Source organism: Rhizobium sp. MHM7A, assembly GCF_005862215.1.
GTDB classification, from domain to species: domain Bacteria; phylum Pseudomonadota; class Alphaproteobacteria; order Rhizobiales; family Rhizobiaceae; genus Rhizobium; species Rhizobium bangladeshense.
Genome location: NZ_VCHT01000003.1, coordinates 416,493 through 440,215, shown reverse-complemented (window position 1 = coordinate 440,215; position 23,723 = coordinate 416,493). Strand labels below are relative to the sequence as shown.

The window sequence follows — 23,723 nt, the reverse complement described above, 5'->3', positions numbered from 1 at the left end:
GGAAGCGATGTCCAGCGGCTGCAGAATGCGGTGTCTTCGAAAGTGAGGAGAATGGCATGCCCGAAGCTTCTTTCTTCACCGACATGCTGCAAAGCATTACCGATCACGGAAGGCAGCTGCTGTTTTCCGGCTCCCGTAACACCCAGGCCGCCGCCAAGGCCGATCTCCACACTCTCTGTGAAATGCTGCTTTCGAGCCGCGGTGAAGCATCCGGCATGGCGCTTGCGGCCGAGATTCTCGATCGCTGGGAAGCGCTCGACAGCGACGGCGCCCAGGCATTCCTCCAGATGCTTCACGAAGGGTTCGGGCCTGATGTGAGCAAGCTCGACCAGGCGATTGAACGCTACCGCACCGACAAGAGTTCGACCGCCGTCATTGCGCTCCACCAGGCAGCCGAGCCCCGGCGACAGGAACTCCTGCGCCGATTGAACCACGCGCCAAACGGGACGGCCAAGCTCGTCCGCATGCGTCAACAGCTGCTCGCTTCCCAAGACCGATCCGAAGCCTACCGCGCGCTGGATGCCGATTTCACGCATCTGTTCGGCTCCTGGTTCAATCGCGGCTTTCTGACGCTGCGGCCCATCGACTGGTCAACGCCGGCAAACATCCTCGAAAAGATCATCCAATACGAGGCCGTGCACGAGATCGCCAGCTGGGAGGAGTTGCGCCGTCGCTTGGCGCCGGCCGACCGTCGATGCTTTGCCTTCTTCCATCCCCGACTGGCCGACGAGCCGCTGGTGTTCGTCGAGGTGGCGCTCACCCGATCCGTGCCGAAGGCGATTGCCGATGTACTCGACGAGGAGAGGGAGCAGATCAATGCCGACGAGGCGACGACGGCCGTCTTCTATTCGATCTCCAATTGCCAGGATGGCTTGCGTGGCATCTCGTTCGGCAACTTCCTGATCAAGCAGGTCGTGGAAGATCTGCGCAAGGACCTGCCCGGCCTGAAGAATTTCGTCACGCTGTCGCCCGCCCCCGGCTTTGCCCGCTGGCTTGCCAAGGCACGCGCCGTGGGTGCCGACAGCGTCCTGTCTGAAGCCGCCCGCAAAACACTGGCCTTGCTCGACGATCCGAACTGGCCCGACAGCGAGAAGGGCGCGGCCGAAGTGGAGCGCTTGTTGCTGCCGCTTGCGGCGCGCTACTTCCTGACCGAACGGACGCCGGAGGGCCGTCCTGTCGATCCCGTCGCCCGCTTCCATCTCGGCAACGGCGCTCGGCTTGAACGCGTGAATTTTCTCGGCGACCGCTCGCCCAAGGCAATCCAGCAGGCGCACGGCCTGATGGTCAACTACCTCTACAAGCTCGATGACATCGTGGCCAATCACGAAGCGCTGGCGCAGCGGGGCGAAGTGATTGCCTCGCCGGCCGTCAAAAGCCTGCTCAGCCAGAAGGACGAAAGCCGCCGTGGCGGCAATGGCCAGCAAGGTTCTCGAGCATTCGTGCAACTGATGAATTCCACGCTTGGAGGAGGGCGAAAGTGAGCAACCATCTTTTCGATGCCATGCGGGCTGCCGCGCCTGGGGACGCAGCGTTCATTCGGCTCGGCAGCGGGCGCAGATGGACTTATGAGGATGCCTTCGCCCTTTCCGGCCGCATTGCCAGCGCGATGGATGCGCTCGGCATTCGCCCCGGCGACCGGGTTGCCGTGCAGGTCGAGAAGAGCGCCGAGGCATTGATCGTCTATCTCGCCTGCCTTCGAAGCGGTGCGGTCTATCTGCCGCTCAACACCGCCTATACGCTGGCTGAGCTCGATTATTTCATCGGCGATGCGGAGCCGCGTCTGGTGGTCGTCGCCTCGGCCGCTCGCGAAGGCGTGGAACCGATCGTCAAGCGCCACCGCGCGATCGTCGAAACGCTCGATGCCGACGGCAGCGGCTCGCTGCTCGATCTTGCGCGCGACGAGCCGGCCGACTTTGTCGATGCCTCGCGCTCCGCCGATGATCTGGCTGCGATCCTCTATACCTCGGGAACGACGGGACGTTCCAAGGGGGCGATGCTCACCCATGGCAATCTGCTCTCGAACGCGCTGACCTTGCGGGACTACTGGCGCGTCACATCAGACGACCGGCTGATCCATGCCCTGCCGATCTTCCACACGCATGGGCTCTTCGTCGCCACCAACGTCACGCTGCTCGCCGGCGCCTCGATGTTCCTGCTGTCGAAATTCGACGCTGACGAAGTCGTTTCGCTGATGCCGCAGGCAACGATGCTGATGGGCGTGCCGACCTTCTATGTGCGCCTCCTGCAAAGCCCCGGCTTCGACAGGCAGGCGGCGGCCAACATCCGCCTCTTCATCTCCGGCTCGGCGCCGCTGCTGGCAGAGACGCATAACGCCTTCCAGGCGCGGACCGGCCATGCAATTCTTGAGCGCTACGGCATGACGGAAACCAATATGAACACATCGAACCCCTATGAGGGGAAACGGCTTGCCGGAACGGTCGGCTTCCCGCTGCCTGATGTGACGGTGCGCGTCACAGACCCGGCCACCGGACAGGTGCTGCCGCCTGAAGAAACCGGCATGATCGAGATCAAGGGGCCGAACGTCTTCAAGGGTTATTGGCGCATGCCGGAGAAGACCGCGGCCGAATTCACCGCCGACGGGTTCTTCATCAGCGGCGATCTCGGCAAGATCGACCGGGACGGCTATGTCCATATCGTCGGCCGCGGCAAGGATATCGTGATTTCAGGCGGATACAACATCTATCCGAAGGAGGTCGAGAGCGAGATCGACCAGATCGAGGGCGTGGTTGAGAGCGCTGTCATCGGCCTGCCTCATCCCGATTTCGGAGAAGGCGTAACCGCCGTCGTCGTGCGCAAACCTGGCGCCGTCCTGGATGAAAAAAGCATCGTCGGCGCGCTCCAAGACCGTCTCGCGCGCTACAAGCAACCCAAACGCATCATCTTCGCCGAGGACTTGCCGCGCAACACGATGGGCAAGGTTCAGAAGAACATCCTGCGGCAGCAATACGCCGATCTTTACACCAGGACGTAAGGCGATCGCCCTCTGGGAGGAGGGTGCGTCGGCATTCGCATAATCTTGCAAACAGCAACTACGGCGCTGGAGGCGTCGGAGGGAGGGGAATCATGGGTATTGAAATACTGGCCATAGGCATGCTGGTCGCCATGTTCGTCGTTGCGACGATCCAGCCGATCAACATGGGAGCGCTCGCTTTTGCCGGCGCCTTCGTGCTCGGCTCCATGACCATCGGGATGAAGACTGGCGATATTTTCGCCGGCTTCCCGAGCGATCTGTTCCTGACGCTCGTCGCCGTCACCTACCTCTTCGCCATCGCGCAGATCAACGGCACTATCGACTGGCTGGTCGAATGCGCTGTTCGCATGGTGCGTGGACGAATAGGCTTGATCCCCTGGGTGATGTTCCTCGTCGCCGCCGTCATTACCGGTTTCGGTGCGCTTGGGCCTGCCGCCGTCGCCATTCTCGCGCCTGTCGCGCTGAGTTTTGCCATCCAGTACCGCATTCACCCGGTCATGATGGGCCTGATGGTGATCCACGGCGCGCAGGCAGGCGGCTTTTCGCCGATCAGCATCTATGGCGGCATCACCAATCAGATCGTTGCGAAGGCCGGTCTGCCTTTCGCTCCGACGTCGTTGTTTCTCTCGAGCTTTGTCTTCAACCTGGCGATCGCAGTGCTGGTCTTCTTCGCCTTCGGCGGCGCAAAGGTCGTGAAGCACGTGCCGGCAACATCGCTTGGCCCCTTGCCCGAACTGCATCCAGAAGGCGTGTCGGCGTCGATCAGAGGTCACGGCGGCACGCCGGCAAAGCCGATCAGGGACCATGCCTACGGTACGGCGGCAGATACCGCTGCGACGCTGCGTCTGAACAATGAGAGAATTACCACCCTGATCGGGCTGACGGCGCTCGGCATCGGCGCTCTGGTTTTCAAATTCAATGTCGGCCTTGTCGCCATGACCGTCGCCGTCGCGCTGGCATTGCTGTCCCCGAAAACGCAAAAAGCGGCAATCGACAAGGTCAGCTGGTCGACCGTGCTGCTGATTGCCGGCATCATCACCTATGTCGGCGTCATGGAGAAGGCCGGTACGGTCGATTATGTCGCGAACGGCATTTCCAGTCTCGGCATGCCGCTGCTGGTAGCGCTTCTGCTTTGCTTCACCGGCGCCATTGTCTCGGCCTTTGCATCCTCGACGGCGCTGCTCGGCGCCATCATCCCCCTTGCCGTTCCGTTCCTGCTGCAGGGACATGTCAGCGCCGTCGGCGTGGTCGCGGCCATCGCCATATCGACAACAATCGTCGATACCAGCCCATTCTCCACCAATGGCGCGCTTGTCGTCGCCAATGCGCCGGATGACAGGCGCGAGCAGGTTCTGCGGCAGTTGCTGATCTACAGCGCGTTGATTGCCATCATCGGCCCGATCGTCGCCTGGCTGGTGTTCGTCGTGCCGGGGCTGGTTTGACGACGGGCCGCCGGACCCATCGCTTTCCGCCGCAGTCCATCGCCTGCGGCGGTCAAGGTGCGGGCGAGGGCATTCCAAGTTCAACGCCAGTACCCGAAGGAGTCGAGCAGCTATTCAACGTTCGCCGAAGATGTAACACGCTGAGGTTGAAGTATTGGTTGGCGCAGGCGCTCGAGAACACTGATATCGGCGTGCAATTGGAGGTGCTCACCAGTCTTGGGACATGAATGTGCGAATCCCGTTGCATTCGTGGACTTAACACTATTCATTATCCGAAGACGTTTCATCTCGTATGTTGAAAATCGATCATGGTTGAATCGGCCGACGTCGCATCGCTTTTGACGGATTTGATTTACGGAAGCCTCTTCGGAGAGTGTAGCTGGCAGGATTTTCTCGACCGTCTTGCGCAAACCTCGCCCGGCGGCAAGGCTGCACTCCACTACCACGATCTGGCCTCGTCCGTTGCCCATGTTCCTTTCATGTCGGGCTTCTCTCAGTCCGAGATCGATCAGTTCCGCAGCCACTTTGCCTCGGTCAATCCCTGGATCCCACGACTGGGCCTCGTGCCCGTCGGCCAAGGCTTATGTGGTGACGAGATCTTTCCGCGCGAGCAGCTCATCAGATCGGAGTTTTACAACGACTGGCTGAAGCGGCAGACCGGATGCGAGACGAGCATTGGCGTTTCCATCATTCGGGAGGAAAGCCGCACCTTCATCCTGTCGACATCCACATCGTCGGCGGACGCCGATCTGAACAAGGAAGCGGCCAAGCTTTACACGCAGCTCGCGCCGCATCTGAAGAGGGCCTTCGACTTCATCCGCAAGCGCGATCTGTTCGCGCCGCACCAACATGAAACGCAGACCCTGCTCGATAGCATCGGGGTCGGATTGATCTACGTCTCGGAGCAGGGGAAAGCCCGCCGCTGGAATAAAAGCGCAGAGGCCTTGATGGCGGCCGGCCTGCCTGTGCAGATCGCCGCGGACGGCAAATTCCGGCTCCAATGCGAGAAGTCGATGGCGGTTCTCGAATTCCTGACATCCAGAAATGGGGTGCAGACAACACCGCACACCGCGATCGTCAAGGGCAGCAACCAGAACAATTATCGCATCACCCTCGTCCGGCTTCCGTCCGATGCATTCACGGAGTTCGTGGAGGGGCCGACCGTGGCGGTGATCGTCGAACCGACCGTGGCCAGCCCGCTCTATGAGCGGCGAGATTTGCTGATGCAGCTTTATAAACTGACAGCAACGGAAATCCGCATCGCCTCGAGCATTGCATCGGGCCAATCCGCAAGGGAAGTGGCCATAGCCGACGACATCAGCTACGAAACGGTCAGAACGCACCTCAGAAACATCTATTCGAAGCTCGGGATCAATTCGCGGGTCGGGCTTGTGTCGCTGCTGATGCGCTGAATGGAATCAGTTGGCTGGAACAGGCGGGACCCCGTTATTGTGCGCGTTCGCCTCTGAGATGTGGCTCCGCCAGGACGTTGATCTCGACATTTAGTCCTTCCAGGTTGACGTGGCCCACGCTGTCATAAAAATTTCATATCGCGCCTATTGCGAGTTTCGGCAAAGTAATCCACTATTTTTATCAGGAAACAAGATTTCCTGAAGCAAACGAAAGGAAACTGATTGGATTTATTTCTTCTGACGATCATGCTCGTGGCAGGCTTTATGGCCTTTGCCTTGACCGCGGGAAGAGCAACCGCTCAGACCACCGCAAACACCCGGCGCAGCTCAGGCGGTGGCGGAGTTGAGTTCGAGGCCTCCGATGGCGGAGGATGCGACGGCGGTGATGGAGGTGGCGGGGACGGTGGAGGAGGTGACTAAATCAACTGAAATCGATAGAATGCCCGACCGCCTCACGGCGGTTTTTTGTTGTCCGAATTCGACTCCTTACCATGCCGGCAAACAGGCCGGAATGTCAGAGGCTCTCGCCGTCGCGATCGTCTGCGCAATGTCGCTCGCCGTGTGCAAATGGGGAGAGCCGCCGGTCCGCAGCGTCTTGCGACGGCTCCTCGACCGACTTGGCAACGCGCGGCCGGTTTTCGGGCGAAGGAGTCCCAGGCTTAGGTGCAGTTGATGGGAGAGAGCCGGTTGGCGATCGTGCCGGGATATGTTCCCGACTCGGCCTTTGACTCAGTGCACACCCATCCGTTCTTTTCGGGATCGACCGGGCATCGTTGCACAGCCGCTGATGCATAATGGCCGCCTTCAGGCAGAAGGCGGCCATTGCGGCTTTGCAGGTTCAGGCCTTCAGGCGCTCAAGCGCGCGCCGGCAGCAGGGGATAACCGGCCATGACGGCGCGGCCGAGGAGGGCGGCGACGACAGCCTTGATCACGTCCCCGGGGATGAAGGCCATCGAGCCGACGAAGGCTTTGGTGAAGCCCAGGCCTGCGACGGTCGCGAGATAGGTGATCCCGAAGGCGTAGAGCGCGACGATCCCGCCGATCATGGCCGCGAGGAAGAAGCTCACCGTCTGTACGAGGCCTGACTGCTTGTCGTCGACCAGACGCTCGCTGAGGTAGCCGGTGACGAAGGCGCCAAAGATCCAGCCGACGAGGAAGCCTGCTGTCGGCGAGGCGAAGATCGCCAGGCCGCCGCGGCCGCCCGAAAGCACCGGCAGGCCGATCGCGACCAGGAGCAGTACGATCAGCACTGCGATCGCGCCGCGCCGGGCGCCGAGAACGACGCCCGCCATCATGACGCCGAGCGACTGGGCGGTGATCGGCACCGGAATGAAGCCGAGCGAAATCGGCGGCAGCAGGCCGAGCGCCACGATGATCGCGGCAAAGAGGGCGGTAAGGACGAGGTCGCGGGTGCTCATCATGAACTCCGTATTAAGAAATCGTTAACTCCCATGCCGCCGAATGCGGCGCGCGTCAATCGCCGCCGCGACATTATCCGCGTCCTTCAGCGTCAGAATGATCAGCGGCGCAAGCAGACTCGTCGGCCGGACCTTCAGCCCCCGCGCCGTGTGCGCCTCGCGGATCGCCTGGTAACGGTCGACGATTTCGGGCACGAAGCGCAGCACCAGGCCGAGAGCCAGACCGATATCGTCGGCCCGAACCCGGCCGGTGCGTTCGAGCGGGCGGGCAAGCGCCGTCACCTCGTCGATGAACTCGGTAATGGTGGTCGTCGCCGTCACGCTGGCGGCAAGAAGCATCAGCGCCGTCAGCCGCAGCACGGGGACGAGCGCCGCCTGCCATGGGTTAAAGATGAGATTGAAGAGGCCGACGACGGCAATCGCCAGGAGGATCGGCCGCAGCCGTCGCAACGCCTCGCCGAGCGGCAGGCCGATCGTGCCGTAGAGGGCCGCCGTCACCAGCACGGCGCCCGAGAGCAGAAGCAGATTGTGGCTCATGAACAGCAGGATTGCGAAGGCCGCCAGCGACAGGAGCTTTGCCCGCGGCGAGAGCCGATGCATCCGGCTGTTGCCTTCGACGTAGAGCGATTGCATCAGGCGGCGATCTCCCTGTAGCGGGCGATGGCTTCGGCCGCCGGCGCGTCGGCGGCAAGTCGCCCTTGATGAAACAGCAGCACCCGCTCGAATCCGGCGATCAGCTCGAGGTCGTGGGTGATGACAATGGCGCTTTCCGGCAGCCCGGCGATGATCCTCTCGACCAGCGCCCGGTTTTTAAGGTCGAGCTGGTTGGTAGGTTCGTCGAGGATGAGAATGCCGGGGCCGGTCGCCAGCACCGAGCAGAGTGCCGCCAGCTGCAGTTCGCCGCCGGAAAGCTCGTGCGCGCGGCGATCGGCCAGTGCCTCGGCGCCGAAGCGGGCAAGCACGCCCTCGACTCTTGCTTCGATCTCGGCTTTGCTGAAGCCACGCCGCTTCAGCCCGAAGGCAATGTCGTCCTTGACGATCGGCAGGATGATCTGGTTCTGCGGCGACTGGAAGATGAATCCGACATCGGCGACAACAGCCTTCTCGTCGGCCGTGTCGCGGCCATTGACCATGACGCGGCCGGTGGTTGGCTTGGTCAGCCCATTGATCAGCCGCGCGAAGGTCGTCTTGCCCGAACCGTTCAGCCCGATGACGCCGATGCGTTTGCCGCTGATGCCGAGCGTCAGCGGCTCCAGTGCCACCCGCGCCCCGAAACTGACACCCGCACTTTCGAATTCAATATCCAAACCAGTCCCTCGCATTCGGCGACGACACAGGAGGTCGACATCATGCGGCGCTTGAGCGCCTTTTATAGAGGGAAATTTGCGAAACAGCCCCTCATCCGGCTGCCGCCACCTTCTCCCCGAAACGAGGCGCCGGGGATATGCCACGACCTCCGTCCCCAGTTGCCTCTCATAGGGCACGTCCCCTCTCACCGTCAGAGCGGGGAGGGGCTAGGGTGAGGGGCGGAAATCGGCGCCAACCTGACAGCGCTCCTTCTATACGGTTGACCCTCCCCGGTGAAAGAGCAAATCTCGCTGTCGATATCGGGTGGCTAGGAAGATTTTCCGGATTATGATGCGGTCATGACGAATCTGCTTTCCAATTCCGATGCCCGCCGCGTCTTTCTTGCCAAGCAGGGCCTCAGCGCCCCACCGAACCGCGCCTTGACCAAGGCCGGCCTGCTGCAGCTCATCCAGGATCTCGGCTTCGTCCAGGTGGACAGCATCCAGACGGTCGAGCGGGCGCATCATCAGATCCTGTTTTCCCGCAATCAAACCTATCGGCGCGAGCATCTGAAGGCGCTGCTGGAGAAGGAACGCGCGCTGTTCGAGCACTGGACGCACGATGCCTCCATCCTGCCGAGCGCTTTCTTCGTCTATTGGAAGCACAAGTTCCGCCATCAGGAGAAGGTCCTGGTCGAGCGCTGGCGCAAGTGGCGCGGCGAGGGTTTCGAGGCCGCCTTCGAGGAGACCTATGAGCGAGTGCGTCGCGACGGCGCGATGCTGGCGCGCGACGTCAAGGCCGATGGCCATGTGTCCGGCGGCTGGTGGAACTGGCATCCGAACAAGACGGCGCTCGAATATTTCTGGCACACCGGCAAACTCGCGATCGCCGGCCGCTCGAATTTCCAGAAGATCTATGATCTCACCGAGCGTGTCATTCCGGCCGAATTCCGCGAGCCGGAGGTGAGCCGCGAAGACTTCGTCGACTGGGCCTGCCGCGGCGCGCTCACCCGCCTTGGCTTTGCCACCCACGGCGAGATCGCAGCCTTTTGGAATCTGGTCTCGCCCGACGAGGCCAAGGCCTGGGTATCGGCTCACCGCGACGAGCTGACCGAAGTGCTGATCGAAGCGGCGCCTGGCGGCAAGCCTCGCCCGTCCTGGGCCTTTGCCGGTTTCCCTTCGACGCTCGACAGCTATCCGGACGCTCCGCCGCGCATCCGCGTGCTCAGCCCCTTCGACCCGATGATCCGCGACCGCAATCGCACTGAACGCCTGTTCGGCTTTTTCTACCGCATCGAGGTCTTCGTGCCGGAAGCCAAACGCGAATATGGTTATTACGTCTTCCCGCTGCTCGAGGGCGACCGCCTGATCGGCCGCATCGACATGAAGGCCGACCGGAAGAAATCGACCCTCGATGTCAGGCGGCTCTGGCTGGAACCGGGCGTGAAGGCTTCGGCCGGACGGCTGGAGCGGCTGGAAGCGGAGTTGGAGCGGGTGGCGCGGTTTGCGGGTGTGGAGAAGGTGGTGTTGCTCGACGGGTGGAAGGGGTAATCGAATTATTCTCTGCTCGTCACTGCGCCCTCACAAGCGAGGTCGCCTTAAGCACCGACCGAACAAAGCAACCATCGTGGCGCGCGTTCGTCTACTCCGACGCTAAGTTTGGCAACAACGCCACCGCACTCTCCGTCATCCCAGGCCTTGAGCCTGGGATCCATGCGTCTGCTGCTGGTGGGTGCGGCGTGGATGCTCGGCTCAAGGCCGAGCATGACGGAGGTGGATTGGACAGGACAAACCATTCACAGCCCGAACGCCCTGTCAGCGATGCCATCCGCCGGTCACAGCCCAAACTTTGACCTGGTGAGGGGGAGAGGGTTCTTCCCTCAACAGATCTCCGTCTTGCTGATCTTGATGCCGAAGCCTTCCAGGCCGACATAGTGGCGCTCGCGGCTGGTGAGCAGCTTGATTGAGCTCACCCCGAGGTCCTTGAGGATCTGGGCGCCGAGGCCGATTTCCAGCCATTCGCTTTCGCGCGTCTGCGCCTCCGCATGGCCTTCGCGGCCCTGGTTGCGGGCCTTGCGGCCATTGTCGTAATGGCCGACGCCGACCGAGCCTTCGCGCAGATAGACGATGACGCCGCGCCCTTCCGCGGCGATCTTCTCCATGTAGAAATCGACCGGGCTCTTCCTGCCGAAGAGATCCTCGGCGACATTTTCCGGATGCAGGCGCACGGGGATTTCGATGCCGTCGCGGATGTCGCCGAAGACGACCGCGAGATGCTGCATCGGATCCCAGGGCAGCGAATAGGTGTGCGCTCTCGCCTTGCCGAACGGCGTGTCGATGTCGAAGCTCGCGCCGAGTTCGATCAGTGTTTCCTTGCGCTGGCGGTAGGCGATGAGATCGGCGACTGAGACGAGCTTCAGCCCGTGCTTTTCGGCGAATTCGACCACCTGCGGACCGCGGGTGACGGTGCCGTCGTCATTGACGAGTTCGGAAATGACGCCGATCGGCGGCAGGCCGGCGAGCCGGCAGAGGTCGACGGCCGCTTCCGTATGGCCCGAGCGCATCAGCACGCCGCCTTCGCGCGAAACCAGCGGGAAGATATGGCCGGGACGGACGAAATCGGCGGCTCCGACATTCGGATTGGCGAGGTTGCGCACGGTCAGCGTCCGGTCGTCGGCCGAGATGCCGGTCGTCGTGCCGTGCTTGAAGTCGACCGAGACGGTGAAGGCCGTCGTATGAGCGGAATCATTCTCCGCCACCATGGCGTTGAGGTTGAGGCGCTTGGCCTCCTCCTTCGGCATCGGCGCACAGACGATGCCTGAAGTGTGGCGCACGATGAAGGCCATCTTCTCCGGCGTGGTGTGCACGGCGGCGACGATCAGGTCGCCCTCGTTCTCGCGGTCATTGTCGTCCATGACGACGACGATTTCGCCGGCCTCGAAGGCCCTGATGGCGTCGACGACGCGTTTCTGATCGTAAGACATGGACGCTCCTATTTCAGACGGCCGGTCTGGCCGCGGTCGCGAAGATAATGATCGGCAATGGCGCAGGCGACCATCGCCTCGCCGATCGGCACGGCGCGAATGCCGACGCAGGGGTCATGCCGGCCCTTGGTGCGCACATCGACATTCTTGCCATCGGCATCGATCGACTGGCGTTCGGTCAGGATCGAGGAGGTCGGCTTGACCGCGAAACGCGCGACGATCGGCTGTCCGGTCGAGATCCCGCCCAGAATACCGCCGGCATTGTTGGAAAGGAAGATCGGCGTGCCGTCATTGCCCATGCGCATTTCATCGGCATTGTCTTCGCCTGAGGTTTCGGCGGCGGTAAAACCATTGCCGATCTCCACGCCTTTAACGGCATTGATCGACATCAGCAGCGAGGCGATGTCCTGATCGAGCTTGGAATAGATCGGCGCGCCGAGGCCGGCGGGCACGCCTTCGGCGATCACTTCGATAACAGCACCGATCGAGGAGCCGGCCTTGCGGATGCCGTCGAGATATTCCTCCCAGACCGGCACGATCGCCGCATCCGGCGAGAAGAAGGGGTTCTGCCCGACCTGGTCCCAGTCCCAGTTGCTGCGGTCGATCCTGTGCTTGCCGATCTGCACCAGTGCGCCGCGCACCGTAACACCCGGCACGACGAGGCGGGCGATGCCGCCTGCCGCAACCCGGGCTGCGGTCTCGCGAGCCGAGGAGCGGCCGCCGCCGCGATAGTCGCGAATGCCGTATTTGAGGTCATAGGTATAGTCGGCATGGCCGGGACGGTATTGCCGGGCGATCTCGCCATAATCCTTGGAACGCTGGTCGGTGTTCTCGATCAGCATGGAGATCGGCGTGCCGGTGGTCGTCATCGTCTCGCCGTCGGCATCGAGCATGACGCCGGACAGCACCTTCACCAGATCGTCCTCGCGCCGCTGCGTGACGAAGCGGGATTGCCCAGGCTTGCGCTTGTCGAGCCAGACCTGCAATTCGGCAAGCGTAAAGCGCAGGCCCGGAGGGCAGCCGTCGACGACGCAGCCGAGCGCCGGACCATGGCTTTCGCCCCAGGTGGTTACGCGGAAGAGGTGACCGAATGTATTGTGCGACATGTGTTCCCACGGTGGCGCGCCAGGGCCGGTCGCCGCCGGCCGCGCCATTGCTTGAAAAGGCGCGACACTCATAGGCCAAAAAACCGCCGAGGCAAAAGCCTTTCTTTGCGTCAAACCAGCAGCTGCTGAAATCCTGTTTCCGTCTTTTGCAACGGGATGGCCGTCACGAAGCCAGCCGCCACCCGCTTCCGGCCGCCTCAGCGGCGAAATCGTCGAAGGAGAGCGCCGGCGAGAAGGCGTAGCCCTGCAGCATGTCGCAGCCAAGGTCGCGCAACAAGGCAGCATGCGCCGCCGTCTCCACCCCTTCGGCCACCGTCTCGACACCGAGTGAGCGGGCGATATCGATGATCGAGCGAACCAGCGCGCGTTCCTGCGAAGCGCCGACGATCGGCTGCACCAGCTGTCGGTCGATCTTCAGCCGCTTCGGCTTCAGCTTCAACAGGCTGACGATCGAGGTGTGGCCGGTGCCGAAATCATCGATCTCGATATCGATGCCGAGCGCCTTGATGCGTTCGAGATTGTGCGAGACGACGTCCTCGCTCTCGTCGAGGAAGATCGATTCCACCAGTTCGAAGGAGAGTTCGCCGGGACGGATATTGAGGTCCGCGAGCGATTCCAGGAGGCTGCCGTCATGCAGCCGCCGGGCCGAAACATTGACCGAGACCTTGGGAACGGCAATGCCCAGCGCCGTCAAGCGCATCTTGTCGCGCAGCGCCGTTTCCAGCACGATCCGGTCGAGCATCTGCACGACGTTGATCTCGTCGGCGATGCGCAGGAACTTGTCGGGCGCGAGCCACCCCTTGGAAGGATGCTTCCAGCGCACCAGCGCCTCCACGCCGGTCAGTTCCATCGTCCGGGCTGAGAATTGCGGCTGATACCACGCGGTGAATTCGGCATTGTCGATGCCGGCAAGGATCTCGTCGGCCGTGCGCTTGGTGTTGATGATATCTGCCTGAAGATCGTGATTGAAGAAGTCGAAGCGATTGCGGCCCGTGGTCTTTGCGCGGTAGAGCGCGATATCGGCATTGATCAGAACCTTGCGCGCATCGACATGAATGCCGTTGGCCAGCGCCACGCCGATCGACACGCCGCAGCGGCAGGAAAAGCCCTCGAAATCGATCGGCTGGCGCATCTCCTCGATGATCCGCGTCGCAAGCTCCGCCATTTCCTTGTCGCCGACATCGCCGGCGAGGATGACGAATTCGTCGCCGCCGATGCGCGCCACGAGGTCGCTGCCGCGAACATTCCTGGCAAGTACCTTCGAGGCATGCACCAGCATCGCATCGCCGGCGGCATGACCGAGCGTGTCGTTGATATCCTTGAAGCGATCGAGGTCGATGTGCAGGATCGCGAATTTCTGCCGCTGCCGCCGCCCGTCATGGCTGAGGGTTTCGAGCGCGATATCGAGCTTGCGGCGGTTGGCGAGATCGGTCAGCGGATCGTGCAGCGAATTGTGCTCGATCCTGTTTTTGGCAAGTTCGAGTTCGATATTCTTGGCGACGGCCTCGTCCTTGGCCGCCTTCAGCCGGATCGTCATCAGCATGTCCTCGGTGGCGTCGAAGGCGATGCCCATGATCTTCATCTCGCCGGCGGCCGTGTGGTAGACCTTGCCGACCGAGCGCACATAGCGCACCGAACCGTCTTCAACGAGAACGCGGCAGACGAGGGTGTGCGTATCGCCGTTTCGTTTGAAGTGACGCGCGCTTTCGAGCGCCAGCCCGCGATCCTCGGGGTGGATGCGGGACAGCCAGGTCTCCTCGGTCATGAAGCCATTGCGCGGCTGAAGCCCGTAGAGCTCGTACATTCGCTCGTTCCAGATCGAGCCGCCGCGGTCGGGCCGCGCCTCCCATATGCCGCACTGATAGGAATTGAGCGCAAGGTCCAGCCGGCTCGAAAGCTCGGCGAGCTGGACCTCACGGCTCGAAAGCTCTTCGAGCGCCAGTTCCAGTTCGGCATTCTTGACCTCGCTGACATCCCTGGCCTTGCGCAGCGCGTCGGTAGCCTCCGCGTCGGCGGTCACGTCCCAGACGATGCCGATCGTCTTGCCGCCGCCGCCCGCATCCCGGTAGAGGGCGCCGACCGAGCGCAGATGCCGGATGCCGCCGTCGGCGAGCATGATGCGGTACTGCGCCGTGCAGGCGGCGCCCGCAATGCTGCAGCTGAAGAAATGCACCTCCGCGAGCTCGCGATCCACCGGCAGGATCGCCGCCAGCCATTCGTCGAGCGGCCGGCTTCCTTCCTCCGCCGGCTTTCCGTGCAGCGCGGCGGCGCGGGCGTCCCAAAGGAGGCCGCTCGAATGATCCTGCAGCTCCCAGATGCCGATATTGGAGGATTCGAGCGCCAGGTTGAGCCGCTGCGACAGCTCCAGGAGCTTCGCTTCTCGCGTCTCCAGTTCGGCAATGTTGCGGTTGCGTTCGCCGAGCAGCAGCGTAGCGAGGAAGATCGGGACGATGATGACGCACCCGGCGGCAATGACGATCAGCCGCAGCTCCGTCCGATTTTCCGGTATCGCGTTCCAGCCATCTTTCGGGACGGCGGAGAGCTCCCATTTGCCGCCCGCGAAGCTGATCTCCCGGCGGATCGGATCCTTGTCGTCAATGCCGGCAGGACCGAAGAACGGCGCCGAAGGACCGGCCTTGCCGGCCGTCGGGCCGATATCCCGCACCGCAATCGAAAGATGATCGAGATTGGGATAGCGCTCCTGGTTTTCGCGGTCGCGCGCCGGCATCAGCCCGGTCGCCTCGTAAAAGATCTTCCGGTCGATGGCGACCTCCACCGCGCCCCAGATACGCCGCTGGCCGTTTTCCTTGACGAAAACCGGAAAGAAGATGGCGAAGGCCTCCCGACCGTCGACGCTGATCGGACCATAGAAACGCGCCAGCTGGTCGCGTGGCTCAGCCGTCATCGCCTGGTGTGCGAAAAGGATCTCCCGCACATCGCGGCCGATCCGCCCGCCGTTCGGGGGCTGCGGATAGACATCGGCGACGACGAAGCCAGGCGCGATGGCGATATGGATGAAAGCCGGGTTCTGGATCAGCAGCCACCTGATCTGGCGCTCCGTCTCCTCCCGGTTTGCGGTATTGCTGACGGAAGTCAGGTTCGCGAGATCGCGGACCATGGTGAGGCTCATGTTGATCTCTGCCTTCACCCTGGCGCGCAACAGGTTCGTCTCGTTCTCGGTGCGGATATGAAGTTCGCGCACATGAGCGGCAGTATTGGTCTGATCGAGCGCGAAGCCGACCATGATGACGACAAGGGCGACAAACGAAGAAACCAGAAACGAGACGCGGGTATTCTTCAAAACGCGCCGCAACTGCTTGCTGTCGCCGAGGCTGGATAGCAAAACGAGACCCCCACATTCGCGGCAACTTTAGGAGCCAGGGGTTAATTTACGATTGCCTGTTGTCGATGCTGAAGGATTCCGGACGGGGAGGCGCGTGGTTAACGCGGCGCGTTGATTATATTTAAAATTGTATTCATCAATTGGGCGGCAAAAGCCATCCTTACGGGCAATTTTCGCCATATTCAGGAGCTTATCTGTGGCCAGTTTTCTCGTGCAGCGTTTCAAGAGGATTGTTGCCATGCGTTTCGTCGTCGCCACGCTTTTGGCCACAGCAAGTTTCCTGTCGCCGATGAGCGGTTTTGCCGAGAGCGCCGATGTCGAGGCGACGATCAAGAAGGTCGACACGGCCAACCTCGTGCTGACGCTCGACGACGGCAAGACCTATCAGGCGCCAGAGGAATTCAATTTCGACGGCCTCGAAGCCGGCGTGAAGGTCATCGTCTTCTATACCGAGGTGGACGGCAAGCGCGTCATCAACGATCTCGATATCGTCAAGTAGGCGGGACTCTGGAGAGTGATCGCATGCCGCCAATGGCTGCCCCTCATCCTCCCGGACCGAACAGATCGTTCGTCCCCAATCGGAGCTAACTAAGCGGCGGATGATGCCTGCAGCCAGACAATCGTCCGCTCGCTCGTATCGATCCTGACGATCCGGTCCTGTGGGATCCCGCCTTCCGCGGCAGTGCTCTTCGGCAGGTCGGCAATTGCCTGGAACAGCGTACGGATGACGCCGCCATGGGTGACGCAGACGGTCGGACGATCGACGGAGCGCAGCCATGCGCCGGTGCGCCAGGAGAGGATTTCGTAACTTTCGGCATCGTCTCCCGGCGGGATGAAATCCCATTTGGAGGCATTGCGTTCCGCCACTCGCTCGGCCTGCGTCGCCCTCAGCTCCTTGAGCGTCGAACCCTCCCAGTCGCCGAAGGAAATCTCCACCAGCCTCGGATCGGTGCGATAGGCAAGCGGCGGCAGGCCCATGGCGGCGCGCATGATTTCCATCGTTGCGCGCGTGCGCCCGAGCGGGCTTGCAACGAAATCGAATTCGCTGACCCTCTCGCCGAGAATCTCGGCCAGCGCGATGCCGTTCTGCCGGGCCTGTTCCAGGCCCGTGGCATTCATCGGGACGTCTTTCTGGCCCTGCAGGCGGCGCTCGGCATTCCAGTCGGTCTGACCGTGTCTGATCACGTAGATGAGCACGGTCTCGGCTCCGGAGCTGATTAGTCCTTGACGACCGAAATGTCAGGGGCGTCGACCGCCTTCATGCCGATGACATGATAGCCGCTGTCGGCATGGTGCACTTCGCCGGTGACCGAACGCGACAGGTCGGACAGGAGATAGAGGCCGACATCGCCGACTTCCTCGATGGTAACCGTGCGGCGCAGCGGGGCGTTATATTCATTCCACTTCAGGATATAGCGGAAATCGCCGATGCCGGAGGCGGCGAGCGTCTTGATCGGTCCGGCCGAAACGGCGTTGACGCGGATGTTCTGCGGCCCGAGGTCGACGGCGAGATATTTGACGCTCGCTTCGAGGGCGGCCTTCGCGACGCCCATGACGTTATAGTTCGGCATCACCTTTTCCGCGCCGTAATAGGTCAGCGTCAGCATCGAGCCGCCTTCCGTCATCAGCTTCTCGGCGCGGCGTGCAACCGAGGTGAAGGAATAGACGGAGATCTGCATCGTCTTGTTGAAATTGTCGGGCGAGGTATCGATATAGCGGCCGGTCAGCTCGTCCTTGTCGGAGAAGCCGATAGCATGCACGAGGAAATCGATCTTGCCCCAGAGCTTTTCGACATTTTCGAACACCGCGTCGATAGTGGCTTCGTCGGCGACGTCGCAGTGGCCGACGAGCGTCGCGTCGATTTCGGCGGCGAGCGGCTCGACGCGCTTCTTCAGCGCATCGCCCTGATAGGTGAGCGCAACTTCTCCGCCCTGCGCATGAATGGCCTTGGCAATACCCCACGCAATCGAACGATTGTTGGCGACACCCATGATGACGCCGCGTTTGCCTGCCATGAGGCCGGATGCTTGAGCCATATTTCGCTCCCTAGGATTCTGATCGATCCTGCCTATGGCATAGGCCGTTAATCGGTTCAAGCTTGGCCTGGATCATCAACTGTTAGGGATCGTAACAAAGGGTGCGAATGTCATAAAAATTTCACAAGAACAGACCTTCGCGCATGCTGCGCATGAGATCGGTGACTTTGTCGTCGGGTTTTTCCCACAGGATGATGCGCAATTCGACGACGAGATCGCCTCTGCTGCCGTCTTCCCGCGGCAATCCCTGGGCGGCAATCCGGATCGTCTTGTCCGAGCCCGACCATGGGGGAACGGTGATGTTCATAGGCCCGGATGGCCCATCGATGCTTGCCTCGGTGCCGAGCACGGCATTTTCGATGCTGAGCGGCAGCACGGCGTGCAGGTCGAAACCGTCGACGGTGAAGCGCGAATCGGGGGCGATGCGGATATTGACGACGGCATCGCCGCGCTGCATGCCAGGCAGCTTGAAGCCCTGTCCCTTGAGCCGGATCTCGTGCCCATCCGTCGTGCCCGCCGGCAATGCGAAGCCGATCTCGCGGCCCTCCGGCAGCGACGCGGTGACCCAGCCGCCCTTCAGCACGTCGTCGATCGTGACCGTCGCCGTCGTCACCTCGTCGGGCGCTTTTTCGAGGCCGGTATCCTTGGCGCCGGTGAAACGACGCACCAGCGAAGTCAGGATGCTGAGCGGCAGCGACAGGTTGGAGCCGGCATTGTTTGACGTCTCGCCGGGTTCCTCGTCGGCTTCGGCGGCGTCGCCAGCCGCGCGCTTGCCCGCTTCGGCCTGGGCCTGGCCCTGCGCTGTCTGCGTCTGATGATGGGCCTGCTGCGGGCGGCCCTGGGGCTGGCCGCCCGCCGCGGCGCGCGCCTGCGCGCCGAAGATGCGTTCCACCATCTCCTCGGCGCCTTCGCTGGCGCCGCTCTGCTGTTTTGCCCCATCGGCCGCGGTTTTCTGAGCGGCCCTGGCAAGCTCCTCCATCACCCGCTCGGCATTGGCCTGCGCCGCCTTGGCGCGAGCCGCCGCCTCGCGCGCGGCCTGGCGCTGCTGCATGATCGTCTGTTCCTGCTTCTTGGCTTCCGCCATCCGCACGGCATTGTCGAACAGGCTGCGTTTGCGCGGGTCTCTCAGCGTCTCATAGGCGCGGCCGATCTCGGCGAACCGGGCCGTGGCCGTCGGATCGTCCTGATTGTGGTCGGGATGGGCTGCTTTGGCCATGTTGCGCCAGGCCGCCTTGATCTCGTCTGCCGCTGCATCGCGCTTGACGCCAAGAATTTTGTAAGGATCGCGCATGTCAAAACCGCCGGTGTTGCGATGCGGGGCGCACCTGTCCTTGCCCGGCATCCCCGCCCAATATGAAAGTCCAATATCAACACGTGACGCGCCACCGGCCGCAAAGGCGGAGGCAGCCACACTCAACGCCGATCGTGCGGCCGAGTTGCTAATCACTTCTTATTTCTGTGGAGGGGTGGGGAGTGTTTTGCCGCGAATGGTTAGCTCTTTGCTAAGCATTCGGCACGAAGCCGGCGGCCGTTAACTTCTCGGCTCGCCGAATCGGTTCCGGCAGATCAAATTTCCCGCCGGAAACTAGCTTTCCCGCCGGAAACTAGCTTTCCGGGTGGAAGCTCAGCAGCTGCCAGTTGCCGCCGCCGACGAGGCAGGTCTTGCCGTAGAATTTGGCAATCCCGACATAGGAGTGCCGCGTCGTGCGGAACTGCCGGCAGACCTGGCCTGCCTCGTTGTTCTCGACGATTGTCTCGATGACGCCGGCGCTGCCGGTCGACGCATTCGCCCAGGGAAGCGGCTGGCCTTCGAGCTTGTGCACATCGGCCGAGGTCACCGCGTTGCGCACCGTCATTTCATCCGAAAGCGTGTCGGTGCTCGGTGGCGTCTGAGGCACGGTGCCGGTGGCCACCGACCGATCGACCTTGGCTTCGCTCAAGAAATCCATGCCGCCGGAGACACAGCCCGAAAGCGACAGCATTGCGGCGCCGACGACCAGGAAGGCGCTGCCGCGTTGCCGCAGACCCTTTGTATGGCGATATGACTTTGCTATGACTTCCACCCTGCATCCTGTCCAGTTATCAAAAAGCTGGGCGAGTTATGAATAATCCGGGGCATTTGAACCAATATGTCGGCAAACGAGTTAACAAGCGGTGACTTTACCGAAAGTGGCGAGCCCTTCAAGCTCTTTGCCGAATGGCTGAAGGAAGCGGAGGCCTCCGAACCGAACGATCCGAATGCCGTGGCGCTGGCAACGGTCGATGAGGATGGTCTTCCCAATGTCCGCATGGTTCTCCTGAAGGGATTCGACGAAGGCGGTTTCGTCTTCTACACCAATTTCGAGAGCCAGAAAGGTCGCGAAATCTTGGGGCAGCAAAAGGCCGCCATGTGTTTCCACTGGAAAAGCCTGCGCCGTCAGGTGCGGCTCAGAGGGCCTGTCGAGATCGTGAGCGACGCAGAAGCCGACGCTTATTTCAAGACGCGGGCGCGCGGCAGCCGCATCGGCGCCTGGGCTTCCAAACAATCGCGTCCGCTCGAAAGCCGATTCGCGCTGGAGAAGGCGGTGGCGGAATATACCGCCCGCTACGCCATTGGCGAGATACCCCGGCCTCCCTATTGGTCGGGCTTCCGGATCCGGCCGACTTCGATCGAATTCTGGAAAGATCAGAATTTCCGCCTGCATGACCGCATCGAATTCCGCCGCCCGTCGCCCGTCGGGGCGTGGGAAAAGGTGCGGATGTATCCCTAGCGGGTTTAACGCCCCATCAGTTTCAGCGGAATGCCGGAGGCAAGCGCCGAGACATAGCGCCGCTTCTGGTAGAAGCCATTCAGCGACATGCGCGGGAGATAACCGGTCTTGCCTGCCGCCGGCAGCCCGGGCTGCGTGGTGACGGCGACCGAAAAGCCCAGCCGGCCGGCAAGTGCTGCCTCGCGGGCGGTCGCAGCCTGCGGCGTGCCGTAGGGATAGGCGATCGTGACAGGACGGATGCCGGTCATCGCCTCGATGTAGTCGGCCGAAACTTCCATTTCGATTCGCGCTTCGGCCTCCGGCAGGCGGGCAAGGGCGCGATGGCTGATCGTATGAGCGCCAAGCGCTGCGAGCGGATGTCGCGCGAGCCGCTGCAGTTGCGCTGGCCCCATCACCAGGTCGCGCGCGATATCGGTCGGCTCGATGCCGTTTTCCCGCGCCAGCGTGTCGAGGGCGGCGATTCCTCGCGCCTCATCGAAGCGGTGGATATACCAGGCGAAGCGGTCGAAGGCGACCCATTGCTGCTGCGGGCCGTCGAGCGCCAGCCGCTCGCTGCCACGGCCGAAATCGAAACGGATTTCCTGTGCCTGACGCAACAGGACCGCGAGCGTTTCCCACCAGATGCTGTGGGAGCCTTCAGCGAAACCTTTGGTGACGAACACGGTGAATGGCGCGCCATGCCGCTCGAACACCGGCAGCGCATACTCGATATTGTTGGTGTAGCCGTCGTCGAGCGTAAAGGCCGCAAACGGCCTGCCACCCTCGGGCTCGGCCAACAGCGCCGGCAGCTGGTCGAGCCGTACGAAACGATAGCCGTCGCGCGTCAGCCGCCTGAGCGCCGCATCGAGAAAATGCGGAGTGATTTCAAGATGTGCGTTCGGCGCGAAGGCCTGGTCTACTTGGGGGCGGACATGATGCAGCGTGAAGATGACCCCGCGCCCGCGCGCCTGCCGCATCAGGCCGGTCGCAGCGATCAGCCAGGACGCCTCGAGCCCGGCGACGATCGCCGCGCGTTTTACCAGTCGCTTCAATTGCCCCTCATGCGTCGCCTATTGCCTCTTCCGGCAAACTAGCAAGCGCAGCTTAAGCCTTGCTGAATCCCGATTTCGCACAGCTTCTTTCGTTTTTTGTTAACCAAGACGATGAAAAGGCTAGAAAAATGATAGGCGTTGCCGCAAAGTCGCGCCAAACTTCCGGCTTCTGTTACATTACGACACATGGCCGGCCCATCGAGAGCCAGCGCATCAGGGGGAATTCCATGAGAAAGCTTTTGGCGGCTGTTTTGACCGTGACGCTCGCCGTTTCGGCGCCGCTGGCGGCTCTTGCCGGCAGCGCCTCGCTGATCCTCGATGCCCGCACCGGCAAGGTCCTGGCGTCCGAAAACGCCGACACGCTGAACCATCCGGCCTCGCTGACAAAGATGATGACGCTCTATCTCACCTTTGAGGCGCTGAAACGCGGCAAGATCGCCTGGGATACGCCGATCAAAATGTCGAAATACGCGGCCGCCCGGCCGCCGACCAAGCTCGGCGTCAAGGCGGGCGGCACCATCACGGTGCGCGAGGCGGTCTATGGCATGATCGTCAAATCCGCCAATGACGCCGCTGCCGCCATCGGCGAGAAGCTCGGCGGCTCGGAGAGCGGTTTTGCCCGGATGATGACGGCCAAAGCCCGCCAACTCGGCATGAGCCGCACCGTTTTCGCCAATGCATCGGGCCTGCCGAACAGCAGCCAGGTGACGACGGCGCGCGACATGTCGACACTCGCCGTGGCGCTGATGAAGAATTATCCCAATGAATACCGGCTGTTCTCGATGGCAAGCTTCAATTTCCGCGGCAAGACCGTGCGCGGCCACAACAATCTCATGTACCGCTACCAGGGCATGGACGGCATCAAGACGGGATATACCAACGCCTCCGGCTTCAACCTCGTCAGCGCCGTCAGGGACGGCAACCGTCGCGTCGTCGGTGTCGTGCTCGGCGGTCGAACCGCCCGCAGCCGCGACGCCAAGATGGCCGCGCTGCTCGACCGCTATCTCGGCCGCGCCTCGTCGTCCGGCGGCGCCAGGCTGATGGCGAGCGTCGGCGCCAGGGAGCCAGTCGAAGTCGCCTCCGCCGCGGATGCTTCCGATGTTCCGGTGCCGCTGAACGCGCCGCGTCCGGACGAAGATCTCGCAGCGAAGAGCCTGGCTTATGCCGATGACGCCGTCGTGCCGCTGGAACGCCCGACGGCCATGGACGAGATCCTCGCCGCAGGCAAGGCCGTCAAGACTCCGGCCGAGAAATCTGACGGAACCTGGCAGATCCAGATATCGGCCGCGCCGAGCGCCGATGCGGCGCGGGCGCTTCTCGCCCAGGCGCAGGCGGAAGCCGGCGCACCGCTCGTCTCCGCCTCGCCCTATACCGAGGCGGTCGGGCAGGGCGCCAACAGGATCTATCGCGCCCGCTTCGTCGGCTTCGCCAGCAGGGACGCTGCCGTTTCTGCTTGTGATGCGCTGAAGCAGCGTTCCTATGACTGCATGCTGCTGCCGGACCACGGCTGATCCAGCCGCGTCATCACTAAGGCAACTCGCTCTGGACAAGCAGCGGGAATCAGCGTCTCCTCCATAAACAAAAGGAGAACGTCCATGTTGCGTCGTCTTGCCGACCAGTTCGAAATCTCATCGTCCGTCCATGTCGCTGCCAACAACATCGAGCGCGATGCCGACTGGTTTCTGCTGAAGCTGCAGGAAGAAATGGGCGAGCTGACCCAGGCATGGAACCGCCTGACCGGCCGCGGCCGGGCGAAGGGCCGCTCCCCTGAAGACATGCAGCGCGACCTGGCCGACGAGACCGCCGACGTTCTCGGCCATCTTCTGCTGTTTGCCCGCCGCAACGACCTCGATCTTGCTGCCGCGATCGAGCGGAAGTGGCTGTTTCGGCCGGCGGAGGTGAACTGAGGCCTGCCGGCCGTCG

20 protein-coding genes are annotated in these 23,723 nt (G+C 62.4%); 9 read left to right on the top strand and 11 right to left on the bottom strand.

Annotation, left to right across the window (positions count from 1 at the left end; genetic code table 11):
* Nucleotides 1–56: 56 nt before the first annotated feature.
* From FFR93_RS15070 to FFR93_RS15055, 4 genes are all read left to right on the top strand, one after another.
* A complete protein-coding gene (locus FFR93_RS15070) occupies nt 57–1,481 on the top strand; it encodes a malonyl-CoA decarboxylase (RefSeq protein WP_138393795.1) in 1,425 nt (474 codons plus the stop codon).
* A complete protein-coding gene (locus FFR93_RS15065) occupies nt 1,478–2,992 on the top strand; it encodes a malonyl-CoA synthase (RefSeq protein WP_138393794.1) in 1,515 nt (504 codons plus the stop codon). The genes FFR93_RS15070 and FFR93_RS15065 overlap by 4 nt, the downstream gene beginning before the upstream one ends.
* A gap of 92 nt (nt 2,993–3,084) precedes the next feature.
* Entirely contained in the window at nt 3,085–4,434 is a 1,350-nt protein-coding gene (locus FFR93_RS15060; RefSeq protein WP_138393793.1) for an SLC13 family permease, read from the top strand.
* 308 nt (nt 4,435–4,742) lie between these two features.
* Nucleotides 4,743–5,846, top strand: coding sequence for a helix-turn-helix transcriptional regulator (locus FFR93_RS15055; protein ID WP_138393792.1), 1,104 nt, complete (start codon nt 4,743–4,745; stop codon nt 5,844–5,846).
* Between the two features lie 854 nt (nt 5,847–6,700).
* On the opposite strand, the gene FFR93_RS15040 is transcribed toward FFR93_RS15055, so the two are convergent.
* Genes FFR93_RS15040 through FFR93_RS15030 form a run of 3 tightly spaced genes read right to left on the bottom strand, consistent with a single transcriptional unit; the run spans nt 6,701 to nt 8,571 of the window.
* Complete coding sequence (locus FFR93_RS15040) at nt 6,701–7,264, bottom strand: biotin transporter BioY (protein WP_138393791.1); 564 nt, start codon at nt 7,262–7,264, stop codon at nt 6,701–6,703.
* Between the two features lie 24 nt (nt 7,265–7,288).
* Nucleotides 7,289–7,897, bottom strand: coding sequence for an energy-coupling factor transporter transmembrane protein EcfT (locus FFR93_RS15035; RefSeq protein ID WP_138393790.1), 609 nt, complete (start codon nt 7,895–7,897; stop codon nt 7,289–7,291).
* Nucleotides 7,897–8,571, bottom strand: a complete 675-nt coding sequence (locus FFR93_RS15030) for an ABC transporter ATP-binding protein (protein ID WP_064706332.1) — start codon at nt 8,569–8,571, stop codon at nt 7,897–7,899. Before FFR93_RS15030 ends, FFR93_RS15035 begins: the two co-directional genes overlap by 1 nt.
* A gap of 339 nt (nt 8,572–8,910) precedes the next feature.
* Between FFR93_RS15030 and FFR93_RS15025 the strand changes: the two genes are divergently transcribed.
* Entirely contained in the window at nt 8,911–10,101 is a 1,191-nt protein-coding gene (locus tag FFR93_RS15025) for a winged helix-turn-helix domain-containing protein (protein ID WP_064706333.1), read from the top strand.
* 329 nt (nt 10,102–10,430) lie between these two features.
* Here the strand turns inward: FFR93_RS15025 and ribB are convergent, their stop codons facing one another.
* The 3 genes from ribB to FFR93_RS15005 all read right to left on the bottom strand — a co-directional run bounded on the left by ribB (nt 10,431) and on the right by FFR93_RS15005 (nt 15,983).
* Nucleotides 10,431–11,534 carry a 3,4-dihydroxy-2-butanone-4-phosphate synthase gene (gene ribB / locus FFR93_RS15015; RefSeq protein WP_138393788.1) on the bottom strand — a complete coding sequence of 368 codons (1,104 nt, stop codon included), beginning with the start codon at nt 11,532–11,534 and terminating at the stop codon, nt 10,431–10,433.
* Between the two features lie 8 nt (nt 11,535–11,542).
* On the bottom strand, nt 11,543–12,640 hold the full coding sequence (gene aroC / locus FFR93_RS15010) for a chorismate synthase (RefSeq protein WP_064706335.1): 1,098 nt from the start codon (nt 12,638–12,640) through the stop codon (nt 11,543–11,545).
* Between the two features lie 163 nt (nt 12,641–12,803).
* Nucleotides 12,804–15,983 (bottom strand): EAL domain-containing protein, encoded by a 3,180-nt coding sequence (locus FFR93_RS15005; protein WP_138393787.1) that lies wholly within the window; start codon nt 15,981–15,983, stop codon nt 12,804–12,806.
* Between the two features lie 238 nt (nt 15,984–16,221).
* Between FFR93_RS15005 and FFR93_RS15000 the strand changes: the two genes are divergently transcribed.
* Nucleotides 16,222–16,482, top strand: a complete 261-nt coding sequence (locus FFR93_RS15000; RefSeq protein ID WP_003569889.1) for a DUF1344 domain-containing protein — start codon at nt 16,222–16,224, stop codon at nt 16,480–16,482.
* Nucleotides 16,483–16,571: 89 nt separating this feature from the next.
* On the opposite strand, the gene FFR93_RS14995 is transcribed toward FFR93_RS15000, so the two are convergent.
* From FFR93_RS14995 to FFR93_RS14980, 4 genes are all read right to left on the bottom strand, one after another.
* Nucleotides 16,572–17,180, bottom strand: a complete 609-nt coding sequence (locus tag FFR93_RS14995) for a histidine phosphatase family protein (RefSeq protein ID WP_064706337.1) — start codon at nt 17,178–17,180, stop codon at nt 16,572–16,574.
* 20 nt (nt 17,181–17,200) lie between these two features.
* Entirely contained in the window at nt 17,201–18,019 is an 819-nt protein-coding gene (fabI, locus tag FFR93_RS14990) for an enoyl-ACP reductase FabI (RefSeq protein ID WP_011424285.1), read from the bottom strand.
* A gap of 121 nt (nt 18,020–18,140) precedes the next feature.
* Nucleotides 18,141–19,310 carry a DnaJ C-terminal domain-containing protein gene (locus FFR93_RS14985; RefSeq protein WP_138393786.1) on the bottom strand — a complete coding sequence of 390 codons (1,170 nt, stop codon included), beginning with the start codon at nt 19,308–19,310 and terminating at the stop codon, nt 18,141–18,143.
* 313 nt (nt 19,311–19,623) lie between these two features.
* Entirely contained in the window at nt 19,624–20,082 is a 459-nt protein-coding gene (locus tag FFR93_RS14980; protein WP_138393785.1) for an RT0821/Lpp0805 family surface protein, read from the bottom strand.
* Nucleotides 20,083–20,148: 66 nt separating this feature from the next.
* Here FFR93_RS14980 and pdxH point away from each other — a divergent pair, with 66 nt between their 5' ends.
* Nucleotides 20,149–20,769, top strand: a complete 621-nt coding sequence (pdxH, locus tag FFR93_RS14975) for a pyridoxamine 5'-phosphate oxidase (protein WP_138393784.1) — start codon at nt 20,149–20,151, stop codon at nt 20,767–20,769.
* 5 nt (nt 20,770–20,774) lie between these two features.
* On the opposite strand, the gene FFR93_RS14970 is transcribed toward pdxH, so the two are convergent.
* Nucleotides 20,775–21,791 carry a polysaccharide deacetylase family protein gene (locus FFR93_RS14970; protein WP_138393933.1) on the bottom strand — a complete coding sequence of 339 codons (1,017 nt, stop codon included), beginning with the start codon at nt 21,789–21,791 and terminating at the stop codon, nt 20,775–20,777.
* 236 nt (nt 21,792–22,027) lie between these two features.
* Here FFR93_RS14970 and FFR93_RS14965 point away from each other — a divergent pair, with 236 nt between their 5' ends.
* Complete coding sequence (locus FFR93_RS14965; RefSeq protein ID WP_138393783.1) at nt 22,028–23,311, top strand: D-alanyl-D-alanine carboxypeptidase family protein; 1,284 nt, start codon at nt 22,028–22,030, stop codon at nt 23,309–23,311.
* A gap of 84 nt (nt 23,312–23,395) precedes the next feature.
* Nucleotides 23,396–23,707, top strand: a complete 312-nt coding sequence (locus FFR93_RS14960) for a pyrophosphatase (protein ID WP_138393782.1) — start codon at nt 23,396–23,398, stop codon at nt 23,705–23,707.
* Nucleotides 23,708–23,723: the final 16 nt, after the last annotated feature.